Below are 16,622 nucleotides of genomic sequence, written 5' to 3' on the forward strand. Positions count from 1 at the left end.
AACGGGAATCACGATGGACATCACCGCACACATGCACCAACTGGGCCGCCAGGCCCGCGCCGCTTCGCGCGCCATGGCGCGCGCCAATACGGCCACCCGCAACCGCGCACTCGAACTGATCGCCGCCGCCATCGAGCGCAATGCCGATAGCCTGCGCGCCGCCAACCAGAAGGACCTGGACGCCGCGCAGGCCGCCGGCCTGGCCCCGGCCCTGATGGACCGCCTGGCGCTGTCGGATTCCGCGATCGCCACCATGGTCGCCGGCCTGCGCCAGATCGCCACCTTGCCCGATCCGGTCGGCGAGATCTCGAACATGAAGGTGCGTCCGAGCGGTATCCAGGTCGGCCAGATGCGCGTGCCGCTGGGCGTAATCGGCATCATCTATGAAGCGCGCCCGAACGTGACGGTCGACGCGGCGGGCCTGTGCATCAAGAGCGGCAACGCCGCCATCCTGCGCGGCGGTTCGGAAGCGATCCACTGCAACCGTGCGCTGGCGACGCTCGTGGCCGAGGGCCTGGCGGGCGCCGGCCTGCCGCAGGACGCCGTGCAGGTGGTCGACACCGTCGACCGCGCCGCCGTCGGCGCCATGATCACGATGCCGGAGTATGTGGACGTGATCGTCCCGCGCGGCGGCAAGGGCCTGATCGCGCGCCTCATGAAGGAAAGCACGGTGCCGATGATCAAGCACCTGGACGGCATCTGCCATGTCTACATCGACGACAAGGCCGATATCGAGAAGGCGCTGGCGGTCGCGTTCAACGCCAAATGCCACCGCTACGGCACCTGCAACACGATGGAAACCCTGCTGGTCGCGCGCGGGATCGCCCCGGTCGTGCTGCCGCGCCTGGCCGCGCTGTATTCGACGCAAGAGGTCGAGCTGCGCGCCGACCCGGAAGCGCGCGAGATCCTGGCCGGCTATCCGCATCTTGCCGCCGCCACCGAAGAAGACTGGGCGACCGAATACCTGGCCCCGATCCTGGCGGTCAGGGTGGTGGCCGACATGGATGAAGCGATCGACCATATCACCGCCTATTCGTCGAAGCACACCGAGGCCATCATCACCGAGGACTACACGAGCGCCATGCGCTTCCTGCGCGAAGTAGACTCGGCCTCGGTGATGGTGAACGCCTCGACCCGCTTCGCCGACGGCTTCGAATACGGCCTGGGCGCCGAGATCGGCATCTCGAACGACAAGCTGCATGCGCGCGGTCCGGTCGGGCTGGAAGGACTCACCTCGCTCAAGTACGTCGTGTTCGGGCACGGCGAAGTTCGTCAATAATCAACAACAAGGAACCGCATGTACCTCTGGATCAAAGCCCTGCACATCGTCTTCATCGCCTCGTGGTTCGCCGGCCTGTTCTACCTGCCGCGCATCTTCGTGAACCTGGCCCAGGAAACCAATCCGGCCGCGACCGAACGCCTGCTGGGCATGGCGCGCCGCCTGTACCGCTTCACCACGATCCTGATGGTCCCGGCGCTGCTGCTCGGCCTGTACCTGGCGATGATGATCGGCATGAAGCACGGCTGGCTGCACGCCAAGCTGGTGCTGGTGATCCTCGCGATCGGCTACCATCACGCCTGCGGTTCGATCCTGAAAAAATTCGAGCGCGGCGTGAACACGCGCAGCCACAAGTGGTTCCGCTGGTTCAATGAAGTGCCGGTGATCCTGCTGCTGGTGATCGTGATCCTGGCGACGGTCAAGCCGTTTTAAATCGGCCTCGCATTGCGCGCGGGTCTTGTGGCCCGCACCATGTAAACGTCGTTACTGCCACTGCCAGTAACGACTCCCCGCGAAGGCGGGGACCCAAGGTGCTTGCTCAGTCACTTAAATAAGCGCTTGTGGCTGAGTATCAGCCTTGGGTTCCCGCCTTCGCGGGAACGACGTGCCGGAGCAGGTAGCAATAACTAATCCAACGGTCATCCGCCACTACGGGTGACGCGTTATCTTCAAAGCTTCATCAACGGACAAAGGGTACCCCTCATGGCCTCATATTTTTGCCCATGCCCGCGCGGCATGGAAGCGGCGCTGGCCGAAGAACTGGGCGAGATCGCCCAACTCTCCACCACCTTCAAGGTGCACAACCAGGTGCCGGGCGGCGTGCACTGCTCTGGTTCGATGCAGGACGCCTGGCTGGTCAACCTGCATTCGCGTATCGCCTCGCGCGTGCTGATGCGCATGGGACAGCGCAGCTACTCCAACGAGAACGACATCTACGACCTGGTGCTCGAGCAGCCCTGGGAAGACTGGTTCGGCCCCGACCACACGATCCGCGTGGACGTCACCGCCGTCAAGTCGCCGCTCAAGAGCCTCGAATTCACCACGCTCAAGATCAAGGACGCGATCTGCGACCGCTTCCGCGACCAGTACGACAAGCGTCCGTCGGTCAACACCCGCGAGCCGGACATGCGCATCGTCGGCTTCCTCGACCAGCGCAACTTCATCATCTACCTCGACACCTCGGGCGAAGCGCTGTTCAAGCGCGGCTGGCGCGAAGAGACGGGCGACGCGCCGCTGCGCGAAAACCTGGCCGCGGGCCTGCTGCGCGTCTCGGGCTGGAAGCCGGGCGTGCCGCTGTTCGACCCGATGTGCGGCTCGGGCACGATCCTGGTCGAGGCGGCCCAGATGGTGCAGGGCATCCCGCCCGGCGCACGCCGCCGCTTCGCCTTCGAACAATTCGCCGACCACGACCGCCAGGCCTGGGCCGACATGAAGGCCGCGATCAAGCCGAACCCGCTGCCGACCGAGCCGACCATCTTCGGCTCGGACATCTCGGGCGACATGGTCGCCATGACGCGCCATAACCTGAAGGTGGCCGGCATCCTGTTCGACGTGCCGCTCAAGCAGATCGAGGCCCAGCACGTGGTGGCGCCGACCGAACAGGCCGGCGTCCTGCTCACCAACCCGCCGTACGGCGAACGGATCGGCGTGCGCGGCGACAGCACCGTGCCGCAGGACGAGATGGCAATGGGCTTCTACTCGGCCTTCTCCACCACGCTCAAGCAGCGCTTCGCCGGCTGGACCGCCTACCTGTTCACTGCCGACCTGGGATTGCCCAAGATGCTGCGCCTGAAGGAATCGCGCAAGACGCCGTTCTTCAACGGCGCGCTCGAATGCCGCCTGTTCCGCTTCGACATGGTGGCGGGCTTCAACCGTCGCGAAGAAGCAAAACCAAAGCAGGACTGACCTGGACTGACGATGCTGCCGCCAACCGACCCGCCCGATCTTCCGAAGGACCCCGTCACCCCGGTTCCACTTCCTCCCCCCCACAAGATCGTGATGCTGTCGGCCGGCGGCCTGGCGACCCTGCTGGCGGCCATGGCGATGCTGGGGCCGTTCTCGATCGACGCCTACCTGCCGGCCTTCCCGCAGATCCAGGCCGAGCTGGCGGCGACTCCGCTCGAGGTGCAGCAGACCCTGACCGCCTATATGCTGGCCTTCGCCGGCATGGTGCTGTGGCATGGCGCGCTGTCGGACGCCTTCGGGCGCCGCAACGTGATCCTGGTGGCGCTGGTGGTGTTCGCGATCGGCACCTTCGGCTGCGCTTCGGCGTCCTCGGTGCACTACCTGTGGGTGTTCCGCATCATGCAGGGCGTGTCGGCGGGGGCCGGCGTGGTGGTGGGACGCGCCATCATCCGCGACCTGTATTCCGACACCGCGGCGGCGCGCCTGCTGTCGATGGTGACGATGATCTTCTCGATCGCGCCGGCCATCGCACCGGTGGTGGGTGGCTGGATCGTGCTGTGGTTCGACTGGCGCGCGATCTTCCTGGCGCTGTGCCTGTACACCGTGCTGCTCGGCTGGTTCTGCTGGAAGCACCTGCCTGAGACCATCCCCGCACCGAAGCGCCAGCCGTTCAATCCGCGCTTCCTGGCCAAGAGCTATGGCGCCATCTTCAGTTCCTTCCTGTTCCACATGAAGGCCGGCGTGACCGCCCTGAACTTCGGCGGCCTGTTCCTGTACATCGCGGCGGCGCCGGTCATGCTGCCCGAGAGCCTGGGCCTGGGACCGTCGCAATTCGCCTGGCTGTTCGTGCCGACCGTGAGCGGAATCTTCCTCGGTTCGCTGATGGCCAACCGCCTGGCCGGCAGGATGGACTTCGCGCGCCAGATCCGCATCGGCTTTTTCTTCATGCTCGCCGCGGTGACCTTCAACGTGACCTACCACGCCTTCCTGCCGCCGGCGCTGCCGTGGACGGTGGCGCCGATGTTCTTCTTCACCTTCGGCAGCTCGCTGATCGCGCCCGGCGCGACCTTGCTGGCGCTCGACCTGTTCCCGCACATCCGCGGCACCGTGGCCTCGTGCCAGTCCTTCGTCTCGACCCTGCTGGGCGCGATCGTGGCCGGCGTCGTCGCGCCGATGCTGTCGCACTCGGTGCTGGCGCTGGCCGTCGGCCAGATGTTCTTCGTGCTGGTCTCGCTGGCGTTCTGGGACACGGCGCGGCGTCACCGGCGAAAATTACGGGCCAGGGGCGAACACGTTCCATGAATTCGAAACCCGGCAGCGCCGGGTTTTTTTGGATAAATATTCACGATTTTTTGTGCAACAGTCGTATCGATGCAACAAGCATATGTCACATTCCCCACGGTTTAGCTCTAGAGCATCCCCTCGACAAGAGTTATTAGCGTAACTATTGTTCCTGATCAGAAATGTATATATGCTACGATACGTTTTTCACATCTGGAGCAGGGGGCATTCGACGCGCCTGTTCCATGGACTGAAGTGCTAGATGTTGTGGCAGGCCTCCACGAGCGGCAGGGCCACCAACCCAACCCTTCGACGAACGGCGGCCGTGTTTGATAACATGCACCAATCCGACCAGGACATCCGCAATCGCTTGCTGATTGCCCGTCTGCCGGCCATGCCGCAGATCCTGGTCAAGCTGATCGAACACCTGCAGGCCGATGACCTCGGCATGCCGGAACTCGCCGCCCTGATCGCGAAGGATGCCGGCATGACCGGCAAGCTGCTGGCGGTCGCCAACAGCTCCGCCTACCACCGCCACACGCGCAGCGCCGACCTCGAACAATCGCTGGTGGCGCTCGGCACCGACATGATCAAGACCCTGGTCATCAGCGATTCGGTGTTCCAGACCTTTAACAGCTTCCCCCATTCGAACAGCATCGACCTGCGCGCGTTCTGGAAGCATTCGCTCAGCGCTGCGGTGCTGGCGCGTGACGCGGCGCGCGCGCTCGACTACGCGCATCCCGAAGAAGCCTACCTGGCCGGCCTGCTGCACAACGTCGGCCGGCTGGCGCTGCTGGCCGCGGCGCCCAAGGAATACGGCTTCAACTTCACCGCGCGCGACGACGACGACCTGTGCGCGGTCGAGCAGCGCACCCTGCAGATCACCCATACCGAGGCCGGCGCCTGGCTGATCGAGCGTTGGCAGCTCGATTCCTTCCTGGCCGACGCGGTGCTGTACCACCACGAACCGAGCGAGCGGCTCGAGTCCAGCCATCCCCTGATCCGCATCGTGCGCCTGGCGCACGTGCTGTCCCATCATGCGGACGATGCGACGATGGTGCGCGAAGCCGGCGCGCTGTGCGGCATCGACGCCGGGCAGGCGGCGCAGCTCGTCGGACACGCCGCGCGCCAGGTCGAGCAGGCGGCCGCCCACCTGGGCATCGACCTGGCGGGCGCCGACGACGTCCCGAGTCCGCCGGCCTATGCGCCGCCGCCGCCCGTCGATCCGGTGCAGCAGCGCCTGAACGAGGAAGTGCGCAATATGGTGCTGGTGTCCGAAGTCGGCCAGAGCCTGGCGCGCCAGCAGGGCGAGTCGGGCCTGCTGGACGCGATGACGCGCACCGCGCGCATCCTGTTCGATTTCGACAGCGCCGTGGTGCTGCTCGAGAACCCGACCGGCCAGCTGCTTGCCGGCGCGCCGACCTTCGGCGCGCAGCGCATCGCCGAGTTCACGCTGCCGCTGGCGAAAGGCGGCCCGGTCGCGCGCAGCGCGCTGGAGCGCCGTCCGGCCTTCGTGCAGCGCGCGCGCCACCAGGGCCAGTTGGGCCTGGCCGAGGAACAGCTGCTGCGCATGCTGGGCACCGACAGCCTGGTGGTGGTGCCGCTGGTCGCCGGGCCGCGCTGCCTGGGCGTGCTGGTCGGCGGCGTGCCGGGCTGGCAGCTGCCGCATTGCCGGCGCCGCGAGCGCTTCATGCAGGCCTTCGGCGCGCAGGCCGCGAGTGCGCTGGAAAACCTGCTGCTCGAGCGCGGCCACGCACGGCGCCAGCTGGCCAGCGTGGCCGAGGAATTCCGCGACGCCTCGCGCCGCGTGATCCACGAAGTGAACAATCCGCTGGCGATCATCAAGAACTACCTCAGCGTCCTGGACGGCAAGCTGGCGCGCCAGGAGCCGGTGGGCGGCGAGCTGTCGATCCTGAACGAAGAGATCGACCGCGTCGGCCAGCTGATCGGCAGCCTGGCCGACCAGAGGACGCCCGACGCCGCTGAGCGTCCGGTCGATGCGGCCAAGGTGGTGGACGATGTGCTGCGCCTGTTCCGCGGCAGCGGCTACGTGCCGGCCACGACCCAGGTCGTGGCGCGCATGGAAGGCGATGGCGCGATCGAAGGCGATCCCGACGTGCTCAAGCAGATCCTGGTCAACCTGGTCAAGAACGCGGTCGAGGCCCTGGGCTCGCGCCCGGCTGGGCGGATCGAGATCGTCAACCGCGGCCATGTGAACCGCGAGCGCCAGGTCTACCTGGAACTCGTCGTCAGCGACAACGGCCCGGGCCTGTCGCGCGAGGTGCTGGCCAACCTGTTCGCTCCGGTCAGGAGCAGCAAGGACGGCGCCGAGGGCAGTCGCGGCCTCGGCCTGTCGATCGTCCACGGCCTGGTGCGGCAACTGGGCGGCCACATCGCCTGCCGCAGCGGCAGCGCCGGCACTTCCTTTGAAATCCTCCTGCCGGCGTGGTCCGGCGCCGGCGCGGCCCCCGCGCTGCCGGCGCGCGCCCTCGGTTCCGCTTAACCCTCACCATGAACGCGCATCCCGCCACCATGCTTCCCGGCGACCCCGCTCCTTTCTCCCAGACCCTCGAGACCGACAGCCAGCCACGCCTGCTGCTGGTCGACGACGAGCCACGCCTGCTGTCTTCGCTGTACGAACTGCTGCAGGGCCGCGGCTACCGCCTGGTCACCGCGCCGTCGGGGACCGAAGCCCTGGCCCAGCTGTCCCGCCAGCACTTCGACCTCGTCCTGCTCGACCTGCGCCTGCCCGACATCGGCGGCCACGAGATCATGGACTTCATCAACGTAAGGGGCATCGACGCCGACGTCATCGTGATGAGCGGCGAGATCGGCATCGACGCCGCGATCGGCGCGCTCAAGCGCGGCGCCTACAGCTACCTGCGCAAGCCCTACAGCCGCGAGGAGCTGCTCTCCACCGTGAGCAATGCGCTGCAGCGCCGTCGCCTGACCCTCGACAATGCGCGCATCGCGAACCAGCTCGAGAACTCCGAGAAGATGTACCGCTATCTGGTGGACTCGTCGCCGGACATCATCTATACGCTGAACCACGAGGGCCGCTTCACCTTCGTCAACGACCGCGCCTACCAGCTGCTGGGCTACACCCGCGAAGAGCTGATCGGCCAGCATTACTCGATCCTGGTGCACGAGGAAGACCTGGAGCGCGCGCGCTACGTGTTCAACGAACGCCGCGTCGACGAGCGCGCCTCGCGCAACGTCGAACTGCGCCTGAAGTGCCGTGGCGGCAATGGCCATGACCGCACCTTCAACACCACCCTGATGACGATCTCGCTCAACGCGATCGGCATGCACGTGCCGGACCAGGAAGTCAAGAAGCTCGAATTCTTCGGCACCTATGGCGTGGCGCGCGACATCACCGACCGCAAGCGCGCCGAAGAAGTCATCTCCTACCAGGCCTACCACGACATCCTGACCGACCTGCCGAACCGCATCCTGTTCAAGGATCGCCTCGGCCTGGCCGTGATCCAGGCCAAGCGCAAGCAGACCGAGCTCGCTGTGATGTTCATCGACCTCGATCGCTTCAAGCTGGTGAACGACACGCTGGGCCACGTGAAGGGCGACGAATTGCTGCAGCAGGCGGCCGGCCGCCTGAAGGAATGCCTGCGCAAGGGCGACACGCTGGCGCGCCAGGGCGGCGACGAATTCACCATCGTGCTGCCCGAGCTGCGCGACCGCGACGACGCGCGCATGGTGGCGGATAAATTCCTGGAGGTGCTGCAGGAACCGTTCGACCTGGACGGCCACGAGGTGCACATCTCGGCCTCGATCGGCATCGCGATCTATCCGAAGGACGGCGAATCGATCGACGAACTGCTGCGCCACGCCGACATTGCGATGTACCAGGTCAAGGCGCTGGGCAAGAACGGCCACAGCTTCTACCACGACTCGATGCTCGAGGTATCGCACCAGAAGATCGCGCTCGAGCAGGCGCTGCGCCGCGCGCTCGAGCACGACGAGCTGGAGATGTTCTATCAGCCGCAGATCGACGCCATGACCGGCCGCATCACCGGCGCCGAAGCCCTGATGCGCTGGAACCATCCGACGCGCGGGCGCCTGTCGGCCGGCGAGTTCCTGCCGTTCGCCGAAGAGAACGGCCTGATGCTGCCGATCTCGGACTGGATGATCGGCGCGCTGTGCCGCGACATGCTGCAGTGGAATGCGATTGGCGGCAGCGACATTCGTCTTTCGCTCAATCTGTCGCCGCAATACCTGGACCGTGGCGATTTCTTCGAGAAGATGCGCGGCGCGCTGGCGCGCTACGGCATCTCGCCGCAGCAGATCGAGGTGGAGATCACCGAGAACATCTGCATCCGCAATCCGCAGTATGCGATCGAACAGCTCAACAAGCTGTGCCAGTTGGGCGTGTCGATCGCGATCGACGACTTCGGCACCGGCTACTCGTCCTTGTCCTACCTGCACCGCTTCCCGATCCACACTGTCAAGATCGACCAGTCCTTCGTCAAGGAGATCCACCAGGAAGACGGCCACTATCCGGTGATCCTGGCGATCATCTCGATCGCGCGCGGCCTGGGCCTGAACCTGATCGCCGAAGGCGTCGAGACCGAGGAGCAGGCGCGCTACCTGCGCGCCAACGGCTGCCTGACGATGCAGGGCTATCTGTTCTATCGCCCGATCTCGCTGCAGGACTTCATGGCCGCGCTGCGCACCCAGTCGGGCGGCGCCCTGCGCGCGGTGCAGGCCTGACCGACCATGCTCGACGCCACGCTGCAATCGAGCGCCACGCCGACGTATAGCGCTGAATTTCTCCGAGTGAAAGGGCAGGCCGAGCGCGGCCTGGCCCAGGCCCAGCACCGCCTGGGCTTCATGTATGTGAGCGGCCAGGGCGTGCCCAGGAGCGACGAGTTGGCGGTGGCCTGGTACCGGATGGCGGCGGCATCGAACCTGGCCCAGGCCCAGTACAACCTCGGCGTGATGCTCCAGAAGGGCCAGGGCGTCGAGCAGGACTTCGGCCAGGCGGCCCACTGGTATGGGCGCGCGGCCGAGCAGGGTTACGCGCCGGCCCAGTACAACCTGGGCTGGCTGTATGCGAAGGGCCTCGGCGTGGCCAGCGATGTGGGCCAGGCGCTGCACTGGTTCAGCCAGGCGGCCGACCAGGGCGAGCCTGGCGCGCAGCACAACCTGGGCATGATGTTCGAGACCGGCAAGGGCGTGGCCCAGGACCAGGAAGCGGCGCTGCACTGGTACCGGCGTGCCGCCGAGCAGGGCTATATGCGCTCGCAGTACAACCTGGGCCTGCGCTACGACGCCGGCCAGGGCGTGGCGCGCGACACGCGCGAAGCGCTGGCCTGGATGCGCAAGGCGGCGGAGCAGGGCCATGCGCCGGCCCAGTTCAATCTCGGCCTGCGCTACGACAAGGGCCAGGACGTCGAGCAGGACAGCCGGCAGGCGATCCTGTGGTACACCCGCGCCGGCGAGCAGGGGCATGCCAGCTCGCAGTTCAATCTCGCGCTTATCTATGACACGGGCCACGGCGTGGCGCGCGACGAGGCGCTGGCCCTGGCGTGGTACCGGCGCGCCGGAAACCAGGGCCATGCCGGCGCCCAGAACAGCCTCGGCATGCGTTATGAGCACGGGCAGGGCGTGGCGGTTGACGCGGCGCAGGCGGCCGCCTGGTACCGGCGCGCGGCCGAGCAGGGACTGCCGGCGGCCCAGTACCAGCTGGGACAGCTGCTCGATGCCGGCAACGGGGTCGAGCAGGATCCGGCCCAGGCGACCGAGTGGTATCGCAAGGCGGCCGAGCAGGGACACCTGCGGGCCCAGTTCGACCTGGGCCTGCGCTATGAGAGCGGCAACGGCGTCGAACAGGACAGCGCGCAGGCGCTGGCCTGGTACCGGCGCGCGGCCGGTCAGGATTACGCGCCGGCCCAGTACATGGTCGGCGCGCTGCTCGACCGGCTGGAGACTGGAGACCCGTTCGAGGCGACCGACTGGTTCCACAAGGCGGCCGACCACAAGCACGCGCTGGCGCAGTTCGAGCTGGGGCTGCGCTACGACTGCGGCAAGGGCGTGGAGCGCGACTACGAGGCGGCCCATTTCTGGTACCTGTGCGCCGCGCGCCAGGGCCATGCGCGGGCCCAGTTCAACCTCGGCGTGATGTATGCGGCGGGGCAGGGCGCCCAGCGCGACCTGGTCGAGGCCTATGCCTGGCTGCACCGGGCCGGCGGCGCCGGCGTGGCGCCGGCCAGCGCCTACCTGGCGAAGGTCGCGAGCAGGATGGAAGCGCAACAGTTGTCCCAGGCGGAACGCTTGATTTCGGTTTGACGCACCGCATTTGAACCGCCGGCAGGTTCGCACGGCTGCGCCAGCGCACCGTGTGCGTATGCACGCCGCGTTATACTGTATGCCCATACAGTCACGCCTGCGCGATGGAACTCAACGACAAGCTCGAAATCCTGGCCGACGCGGCCAAGTACGACGCATCCTGCGCCAGCAGCGGTGCGCCCAAGCGCGGCTCCGAGGGCAAGGACGGCCTGGGCGCCACCACCGGCATGGGCATCTGCCACAGCTATACGCCGGACGGCCGCTGCGTCTCGCTGCTCAAGATCCTGCTCACCAATTTCTGCATCTACGACTGCCAGTACTGCATCAACCGGCGCACCTCGAACGTGCCGCGGGCGCGCTTCGCAGTCGACGAAGTGGTCAAGCTGACCCAGGATTTTTACCTGCGCAACTACATCGACGGCTTGTTCCTCAGCTCGGGCATCATCCAGTCGGCCGACTACACGATGGAGCAGCTGGTCGCGGTGGCGCGCCAGTTGCGCGAGGTGCACCAGTTCCGCGGCTACATCCATCTCAAGACGATCCCCGACGCCGATCCATTGCTGATCCAGGAAGCGGGTCGCTGGGCCGACCGCCTGTCGGTGAACATCGAGCTGCCGACCCACGACAGCGTGACCCGCCTCGCGCCCGAAAAAAGCGTCCACACGATCAAGCTGGCGATGGGTTCCATTCGCCGCAAGCTGGACGAAAAAGCCGAGGAGCCGAAGGCGCCGGCCTTCGCGCCGGCCGGCCAGAGCACGCAGATGATCGTCGGCGCCGACGCCAGCGACGACCACACCATCCTGAACACGGCCGAGACGCTGTACGGCAGCTATAAACTCAAGCGCGTGTACTACTCGGCCTTCAGCCCGATCCCGCAAAGCCCCGGCAGCGTGCCGCTGGCGCCGCCGCCGCTGCTGCGCGAGCACCGCCTGTACCAGGCGGACTTTCTGTTGCGCGGCTACGGCTTCACGGCCGGCGAACTGATGCCGCAGACGGGCAACCTGGCGCTGGACGTCGACCCCAAGCTGGCCTGGGCCCTGAGCAATCGCGAGCACTTCCCGATGGACCTGAACCGGGTGGATGCATCGCTGATCCCGCGCATTCCCGGCATCGGCCTGCGCAACGCCAAGCGCATCGTCGAGCTGCGCCGCCTGCGCCGCATCCGCTGGGAAGATCTGTCTCGCCTGCGCTGCAGCCTCAAGAAGCTCGCCCCCTTCGTCGTCACCGCCGACTACAAGCCGGCACAGGGCGCGACCAGTTCCGACCTGCTGCGCAAGCATATGGCCGATGCGCCGCAGCAGATGAATCTGTGGCCCGAATTGCAGGCGGCATGAACCTGGACGCCAGCGCCGCCGCCCTGGCCGCGACCGCGGTAGCGAGCGTGCGCGCGGGCCAGCCGCTGCTGGTGGACGGCTTTACCGCATGGCGCGCGGTGGCGCGCGAACTGCTGCGCGCCGGTGTGCCGCCCCAGGCCATCACCTGGGGCGCACCGGGCGCCGACCTGTTCTCGGGTGCGCCGGCGCCGGGCGAAGCCGCGCATCATGGAGGCGATCTCCTGTCGTCTCAGGCACAAGCAGATGTGCAGGAGCCTTCGAACGCAACAACGCCGAGGCCACAAGTCCCGCGCTCCCTGATGGAGACGCTGCAGACCGCCGCCTGCTTTCGCGACCATGACCGCTGGGCCTTCCTGTACCGGGTAATCTGGCGCTGGCAGCAGGGCGAGCACGACGTGCAGTCGCCCGCCGATCCGGACGGGCAGCGGCTGCACACGATGGTCAAGGCGGTGCGGCGCGAGGTACACGATATGCACGCTTACATCCGATTCCGCGAACGGCCGATGGAGGCCGGCGCGCCCCATTTCGTGGCCTGGTTCGAACCCGCCCACGACGTCTTGCCGCAGGTGGCCGAACACTTCGTCGCACGCATGGGCAAGGTGACCTGGATGATCGCCACGCCCGACGCCAGCGTGCTGTGGGATGGCGCCACCCTGCACCATACCGGCCCCCTGATGTCGAGCGCGGCCGACCTGGATGACGCCGGCGAGGCGCTTTGGCTGACCTATTACCGCAGCATCTTCAACCCGGCGCGCCTGAACACGCAGGTGATGAACAGCCATATTCCTTCGCGCTTCTGGAAGAACCTGCCGGAAGGCGCGCTGGTGCCGTCCCTGGTGAGCCAGGCCGGCCTTGGCGCGCGCCGCATCGGCCAGGTCGAGGCGGTAGGGAAGCGCAGCGGCCGCACGATCCCGATCGAGGCCGAAAAGGCGCAGCCCGAGCGCCAACAGCCGTCGAAGCTGGACGAGTGCCGGCGCTGCGAGCTGTGGGAACACGCGACCCAGGCGGTTGGCGGCGAAGGGCCGAAACATTCAAGAATCATGCTCGTCGGCGAACAGCCGGGCGACCAGGAAGACCTGGCCGGCCAGCCCTTTGTCGGCCCGGCCGGCAAGCTGCTCGACCGCGTGTTCGAGCAGGCCGGCGTGGAGCGTCAGGGCGTCTACATCACCAACGCCGTCAAGCATTTCAAGTGGGAGCCGCGCGGCAAGCGGCGCCTGCACAAGACGCCAGCGCAGAAGGAGATCGAGGCCTGCCACTACTGGCTCGAGAAAGAGATCGCCACGCGCAAGCCCAAGGTCATCGTGGCGATGGGCGCGACCGCGCTCAAGTCGGTGCTGCAGACCGGGAGCGTGACGCTGAAGGACAAGCTGGGCCGGCCGGTGCGCCATGGCGACAGCTGGGTGGTGACGATCTACCACCCGTCGTACGTGCTGCGCGTGCCGGACGAAGCGTCCAAGCACGAGGCGTTTTCGGTGATGGTCGAAGGCTTGAAGCTGGCGCAGGAATTGCTGGACCGGCCCGATGTGCCGGAGCCGCCGGAAGGCTGACATATATGCACGATATGCGCCGCTCATGTAATTGAAACAGCCGTGTTACAGCGGGTTCGCCAACGATGCCATTGGCGTAAGATCTGGCGATTCTCGTCACCGGAAGATTTCATGAACAAGCTCGCCGTACCTGCTTTCTGCATATGCATGCTGACCGCTCCCGCCTGGGCGCAATCGGAAGATGTGGCTGCCCCGGCGCAGGCCGCCGTCGATGCGCTTGAGACCGCCGCCGAGCCGGCGCCGGAGCAGATCCATGTCGTGGCCCAGCGACCCGGCCCGGGCATGTGGAAAGTGTCGAAGGGCGAGCACGTCTTGTGGGTATTCGGCATGTACGGGCCGGTGCCGAAGGACATGCAGTGGCGCTCGCATGAGGTCGAGAACGTCATCCGGAATTCGCAGGAATACCTGTCGGCGCCAAGCGCCTCGGCGAAACCAGGCTTCTTCAAGTCGATCACGCTCCTGCCGAGCATGATCGGGGTGCGCAAGAATCCGGATGGCGCAACCTTGCGCGACGTGATGCCGGCCGAAGACTACGCGCGCTGGACCGCGCTCAAAGCCAAGTACCTGCCCGAGAACGACGACGTCGAGCGCGAGCGCCCGATCTTCGCGGCGGAGGTGTTGTCGAACGCCGCGCGCAAGCAGGCGGGCCTGGTCGACAGCTACACGGTACGCAAGCCGCTGCTGGACCTGGTCAAGAAGGCAAAGCTGAAGGAGACCTCGTCGACCTTCCAGCTGCCGACGGACAATGCGCGCACGGTGCTCAAGAACTTCAAGAAGTCGACCCTGGGCGATGCTGCCTGCCTGGCGCGCACGATGGCCACGCTGGAGCAGGACATCGAGGCCGCCAGCCGGCGCGCCAATGCATGGGCCAAGGGCGATGTGGATGAAATGCGCAAGCTGGACTTCGCCACGCGTGAAGAGGCCTGCTTCGGCGCCCTGATGAACAGCGCGGCATTCGATGCCGAGCCCGAATTCAAGAACATGAAGGTACGTGCGGAGGCGATGTGGATTGCTTCGGCCGAGAAGGCGCTCGCGGCCAATGCCTCGACCTTCGCCGTGCTGAAGATCGAGGATATCTTCAATCCGAAAGGGGTGATCGCGGCGCTGGCGGCGAAAGGGTATACGGTCGAGCAGCCGGATTGATCCTGGGCAGGCGCGGGAGGGACGGGAAATTGTCAAACTGTCCCAAACGCGCGTAGAATGCTGGCAACGCGGGTGTAGTTCAATGGTAGAACGGCAGCTTCCCAAGCTTCATACGAGGGTTCGATTCCCTTCACCCGCTCCAGTCGCTGTTCCCGTAGCTGAACAGCGCCATCCCGTCTCCAATCGCGATATCCTCCGAGTTCCCTCGTCTCGCCGAGCAAGGAACCCTTCGCATGATTCCCGATTCGCCTTCACGCCGCCACCTGCTGCAATCGTTGCTTGCCGTATCCGGCAGCCTGGCCCTGCCAGCGCTGCACGCCGCGCCAGCCCCGGCGACACTGCTCACCCGCCCGATCCCCTCGTCCGGTGAACAGATCCCCGTCATCGGCCTGGGCAGCTGGATCACCTTCAACGTCGGCCGCGATCCGCAGGCCCGCAAGGAATGCCAGGAGGTGATGCGCCAGTTCCTCGCCGGCGGCGGCCGGATGATCGACTCGTCTCCGATGTACGGCTCGGCCCAGGATGTGATCGGCGAAGCCGTGCAAGCCATCAAGCCGCCGGCCTTGTTCTCGGCCGACAAGGTCTGGATCAGCGGCGGCGCCCGCGGCGTGCAGCAGATCGAGACTTCCCGAAAACTGTGGCGCGTGCCACGCTTCGACCTGCTGCAGGTGCATAATCTGCTGTCGTGGGAAGAGCACCTCAAGACCCTGCTGGCGATGAAGAAGGAAGGGCGGCTGCGCTATGTCGGCATCACGACGTCCGAAGGCCGGCGTCATGGCGAGATCGAGAAGATCATGGCGTCATACCCCATTGACTTCGTACAAATCTCGTACAACGCCCTTGATCGCGAGGTCGAACAGCGCATCCTGCCGCTGGCGCGCGAGCGCCGCATCGGCGTGATCGTCAACCGACCGTTCCGCCAGGGAGATTTGACGCAGGCGCTGGCCGGCAAGCCCTTGCCCGGCTGGGCTGCGGACATCGGCTGCACCACCTGGGCCCAGGCGCTGTTGAAGTTCATCGTGTCCCACCCTGCCGTCACCTGCGCGATCCCAGCCACCTCGAGCGTGGCCCACGTGCGCGAGAACCTGCTGGCCGGCGCCGGCCGGATGCCCGACGAGGCCCTGCGCAAGCGCATCGCCCAGGATGCCGAAAGGCTGGCATGAGCGAGTGGTGGACGTATACGCTGTCGGACTTTTTGATGTTCTCGCAACGCAGCTACTACCGGCTTATCGCCCTGTACAACGAGGCGGTCTGGCCTGCGCACCTGCTGGCGCTGGCGGCCGGCCTGATCGTCATTGGCTGCATCGCGCGCCCTGGCGCCCACACCTCCCGCATCGCGCTGCTGGTGCTGGCCATGGCCTGGGGCTGGGTGGGTTGGGCGTATCACCTGGAACGCTATGCGGACATCAATACCGCCGGCCCTTGGTTCGCGCTCGCCTTCGGCGTGCAGTCCGTGATGTTGTGCTTCATGGCGCTGCGGTCGCACGGCGCGGCGCCGGCAGGTACGCAAAAGCAGGTGGCGCTGGGCCTCTCCGGCCTGGCAGTGCTCGGGTATCCGCTGCTGGCGCTGGGTAGTGGACGTGGTTGGAACCACGCTGAAGTGTTCGGCATTGCGCCCGACCCAACCGCCGTCGCCACGCTGGGCGCGCTGCTGGCATGCCGCGCCCACCCGCTCCATTGGCTGATTCCGCTGGCCTGGTGCGCGGTGAGCGGGGCGACCCTGATGGAGCTGCGCGTCGGTTATGCCTGGCTGTTGCCGACATTCGCCATCCTGGCTGTCGCAGCCGGCTTGCTCTTCAGACATTCCAGGCATTCGCCAACACATTGAGC

General features: G+C 66.4%; 12 protein-coding genes and 1 tRNA gene. All 13 read left to right on the forward strand.

What is annotated here, in order from left to right; all coding sequences use genetic code 11:
- The first annotated feature begins 13 nt into the window (after nt 1-13).
- The 13 genes from AC3A6F_RS13465 (at nt 14) to AC3A6F_RS13525 (ending at nt 16,620) form a co-directional block, all read left to right on the forward strand.
- Nucleotides 14-1,279: a glutamate-5-semialdehyde dehydrogenase gene (locus tag AC3A6F_RS13465; RefSeq protein WP_487681503.1), complete on the forward strand. Its 1,266-nt coding sequence runs from the start codon at nt 14-16 to the stop codon at nt 1,277-1,279.
- Between the two features lie 18 nt (nt 1,280-1,297).
- Entirely contained in the window at nt 1,298-1,711 is a 414-nt protein-coding gene (locus AC3A6F_RS13470; RefSeq protein WP_123069768.1) for a CopD family protein, read from the forward strand.
- A 270-nt stretch (nt 1,712-1,981) separates the two neighbouring features.
- Nucleotides 1,982-3,184, forward strand: coding sequence for a THUMP domain-containing class I SAM-dependent RNA methyltransferase (locus AC3A6F_RS13475; RefSeq protein ID WP_487681505.1), 1,203 nt, complete (start codon nt 1,982-1,984; stop codon nt 3,182-3,184).
- Between the two features lie 12 nt (nt 3,185-3,196).
- Entirely contained in the window at nt 3,197-4,486 is a 1,290-nt protein-coding gene (locus AC3A6F_RS13480; RefSeq protein ID WP_487681507.1) for a multidrug effflux MFS transporter, read from the forward strand.
- 316 nt (nt 4,487-4,802) lie between these two features.
- Nucleotides 4,803-6,968 (forward strand): HDOD domain-containing protein, encoded by a 2,166-nt coding sequence (locus AC3A6F_RS13485; protein WP_487681509.1) that lies wholly within the window; start codon nt 4,803-4,805, stop codon nt 6,966-6,968.
- An 8-nt stretch (nt 6,969-6,976) separates the two neighbouring features.
- A complete protein-coding gene (locus AC3A6F_RS13490; protein ID WP_487681511.1) occupies nt 6,977-9,190 on the forward strand; it encodes a putative bifunctional diguanylate cyclase/phosphodiesterase in 2,214 nt (737 codons plus the stop codon).
- Nucleotides 9,191-9,196: 6 nt separating this feature from the next.
- Entirely contained in the window at nt 9,197-10,768 is a 1,572-nt protein-coding gene (locus tag AC3A6F_RS13495) for a tetratricopeptide repeat protein (RefSeq protein ID WP_487681513.1), read from the forward strand.
- Nucleotides 10,769-10,872: 104 nt separating this feature from the next.
- Nucleotides 10,873-12,102: a putative DNA modification/repair radical SAM protein gene (locus AC3A6F_RS13500; protein WP_109346055.1), complete on the forward strand. Its 1,230-nt coding sequence runs from the start codon at nt 10,873-10,875 to the stop codon at nt 12,100-12,102.
- Nucleotides 12,099-13,649 carry a UdgX family uracil-DNA binding protein gene (locus AC3A6F_RS13505; RefSeq protein ID WP_487682086.1) on the forward strand — a complete coding sequence of 517 codons (1,551 nt, stop codon included), beginning with the start codon at nt 12,099-12,101 and terminating at the stop codon, nt 13,647-13,649. The genes AC3A6F_RS13500 and AC3A6F_RS13505 overlap by 4 nt, the downstream gene beginning before the upstream one ends.
- 147 nt (nt 13,650-13,796) lie before the next feature.
- Nucleotides 13,797-14,792, forward strand: a complete 996-nt coding sequence (locus AC3A6F_RS13510) for a TraB/GumN family protein (protein ID WP_487681515.1) — start codon at nt 13,797-13,799, stop codon at nt 14,790-14,792.
- 68 nt (nt 14,793-14,860) lie between these two features.
- A tRNA-Gly gene (locus AC3A6F_RS13515) sits at nt 14,861-14,934 on the forward strand.
- 91 nt (nt 14,935-15,025) lie between these two features.
- The gene (locus AC3A6F_RS13520; protein ID WP_487681517.1) at nt 15,026-15,955 is read left to right on the forward strand and encodes an aldo/keto reductase; all 930 of its coding nucleotides are present in this window, start codon (nt 15,026-15,028) and stop codon (nt 15,953-15,955) included.
- Nucleotides 15,952-16,620, forward strand: coding sequence for a DUF6064 family protein (locus AC3A6F_RS13525; protein ID WP_487681519.1), 669 nt, complete (start codon nt 15,952-15,954; stop codon nt 16,618-16,620). Before AC3A6F_RS13520 ends, AC3A6F_RS13525 begins: the two co-directional genes overlap by 4 nt.
- The last annotated feature ends 2 nt before the right edge of the window (nt 16,621-16,622 follow it).

The sequence above is a fragment of the Massilia sp. Soil_C_3 genome (genome assembly GCF_057657035.1).

Excerpts from the sequence above, each read along its gene's own strand:
- AC3A6F_RS13465 (WP_487681503.1), top strand. The coding sequence starts at position 14 with ATGGACATCACCGCACACATGCACCAACTGGGCCGCCAGGCCCGCGCC.
- AC3A6F_RS13470 (WP_123069768.1), top strand. The coding sequence starts at position 1,298 with ATGTACCTCTGGATCAAAGCCCTGCACATCGTCTTCATCGCCTCGTGG.
- AC3A6F_RS13475 (WP_487681505.1), top strand. The coding sequence starts at position 1,982 with ATGGCCTCATATTTTTGCCCATGCCCGCGCGGCATGGAAGCGGCGCTG.
- AC3A6F_RS13480 (WP_487681507.1), top strand. The coding sequence starts at position 3,197 with ATGCTGCCGCCAACCGACCCGCCCGATCTTCCGAAGGACCCCGTCACC.
- AC3A6F_RS13485 (WP_487681509.1), top strand. The coding sequence starts at position 4,803 with ATGCACCAATCCGACCAGGACATCCGCAATCGCTTGCTGATTGCCCGT.
- AC3A6F_RS13490 (WP_487681511.1), top strand. The coding sequence starts at position 6,977 with ATGAACGCGCATCCCGCCACCATGCTTCCCGGCGACCCCGCTCCTTTC.
- AC3A6F_RS13495 (WP_487681513.1), top strand. The coding sequence starts at position 9,197 with ATGCTCGACGCCACGCTGCAATCGAGCGCCACGCCGACGTATAGCGCT.
- AC3A6F_RS13500 (WP_109346055.1), top strand. The coding sequence starts at position 10,873 with ATGGAACTCAACGACAAGCTCGAAATCCTGGCCGACGCGGCCAAGTAC.
- AC3A6F_RS13505 (WP_487682086.1), top strand. The coding sequence starts at position 12,099 with ATGAACCTGGACGCCAGCGCCGCCGCCCTGGCCGCGACCGCGGTAGCG.
- AC3A6F_RS13510 (WP_487681515.1), top strand. The coding sequence starts at position 13,797 with ATGCTGACCGCTCCCGCCTGGGCGCAATCGGAAGATGTGGCTGCCCCG.
- AC3A6F_RS13520 (WP_487681517.1), top strand. The coding sequence starts at position 15,026 with ATGATTCCCGATTCGCCTTCACGCCGCCACCTGCTGCAATCGTTGCTT.
- AC3A6F_RS13525 (WP_487681519.1), top strand. The coding sequence starts at position 15,952 with ATGAGCGAGTGGTGGACGTATACGCTGTCGGACTTTTTGATGTTCTCG.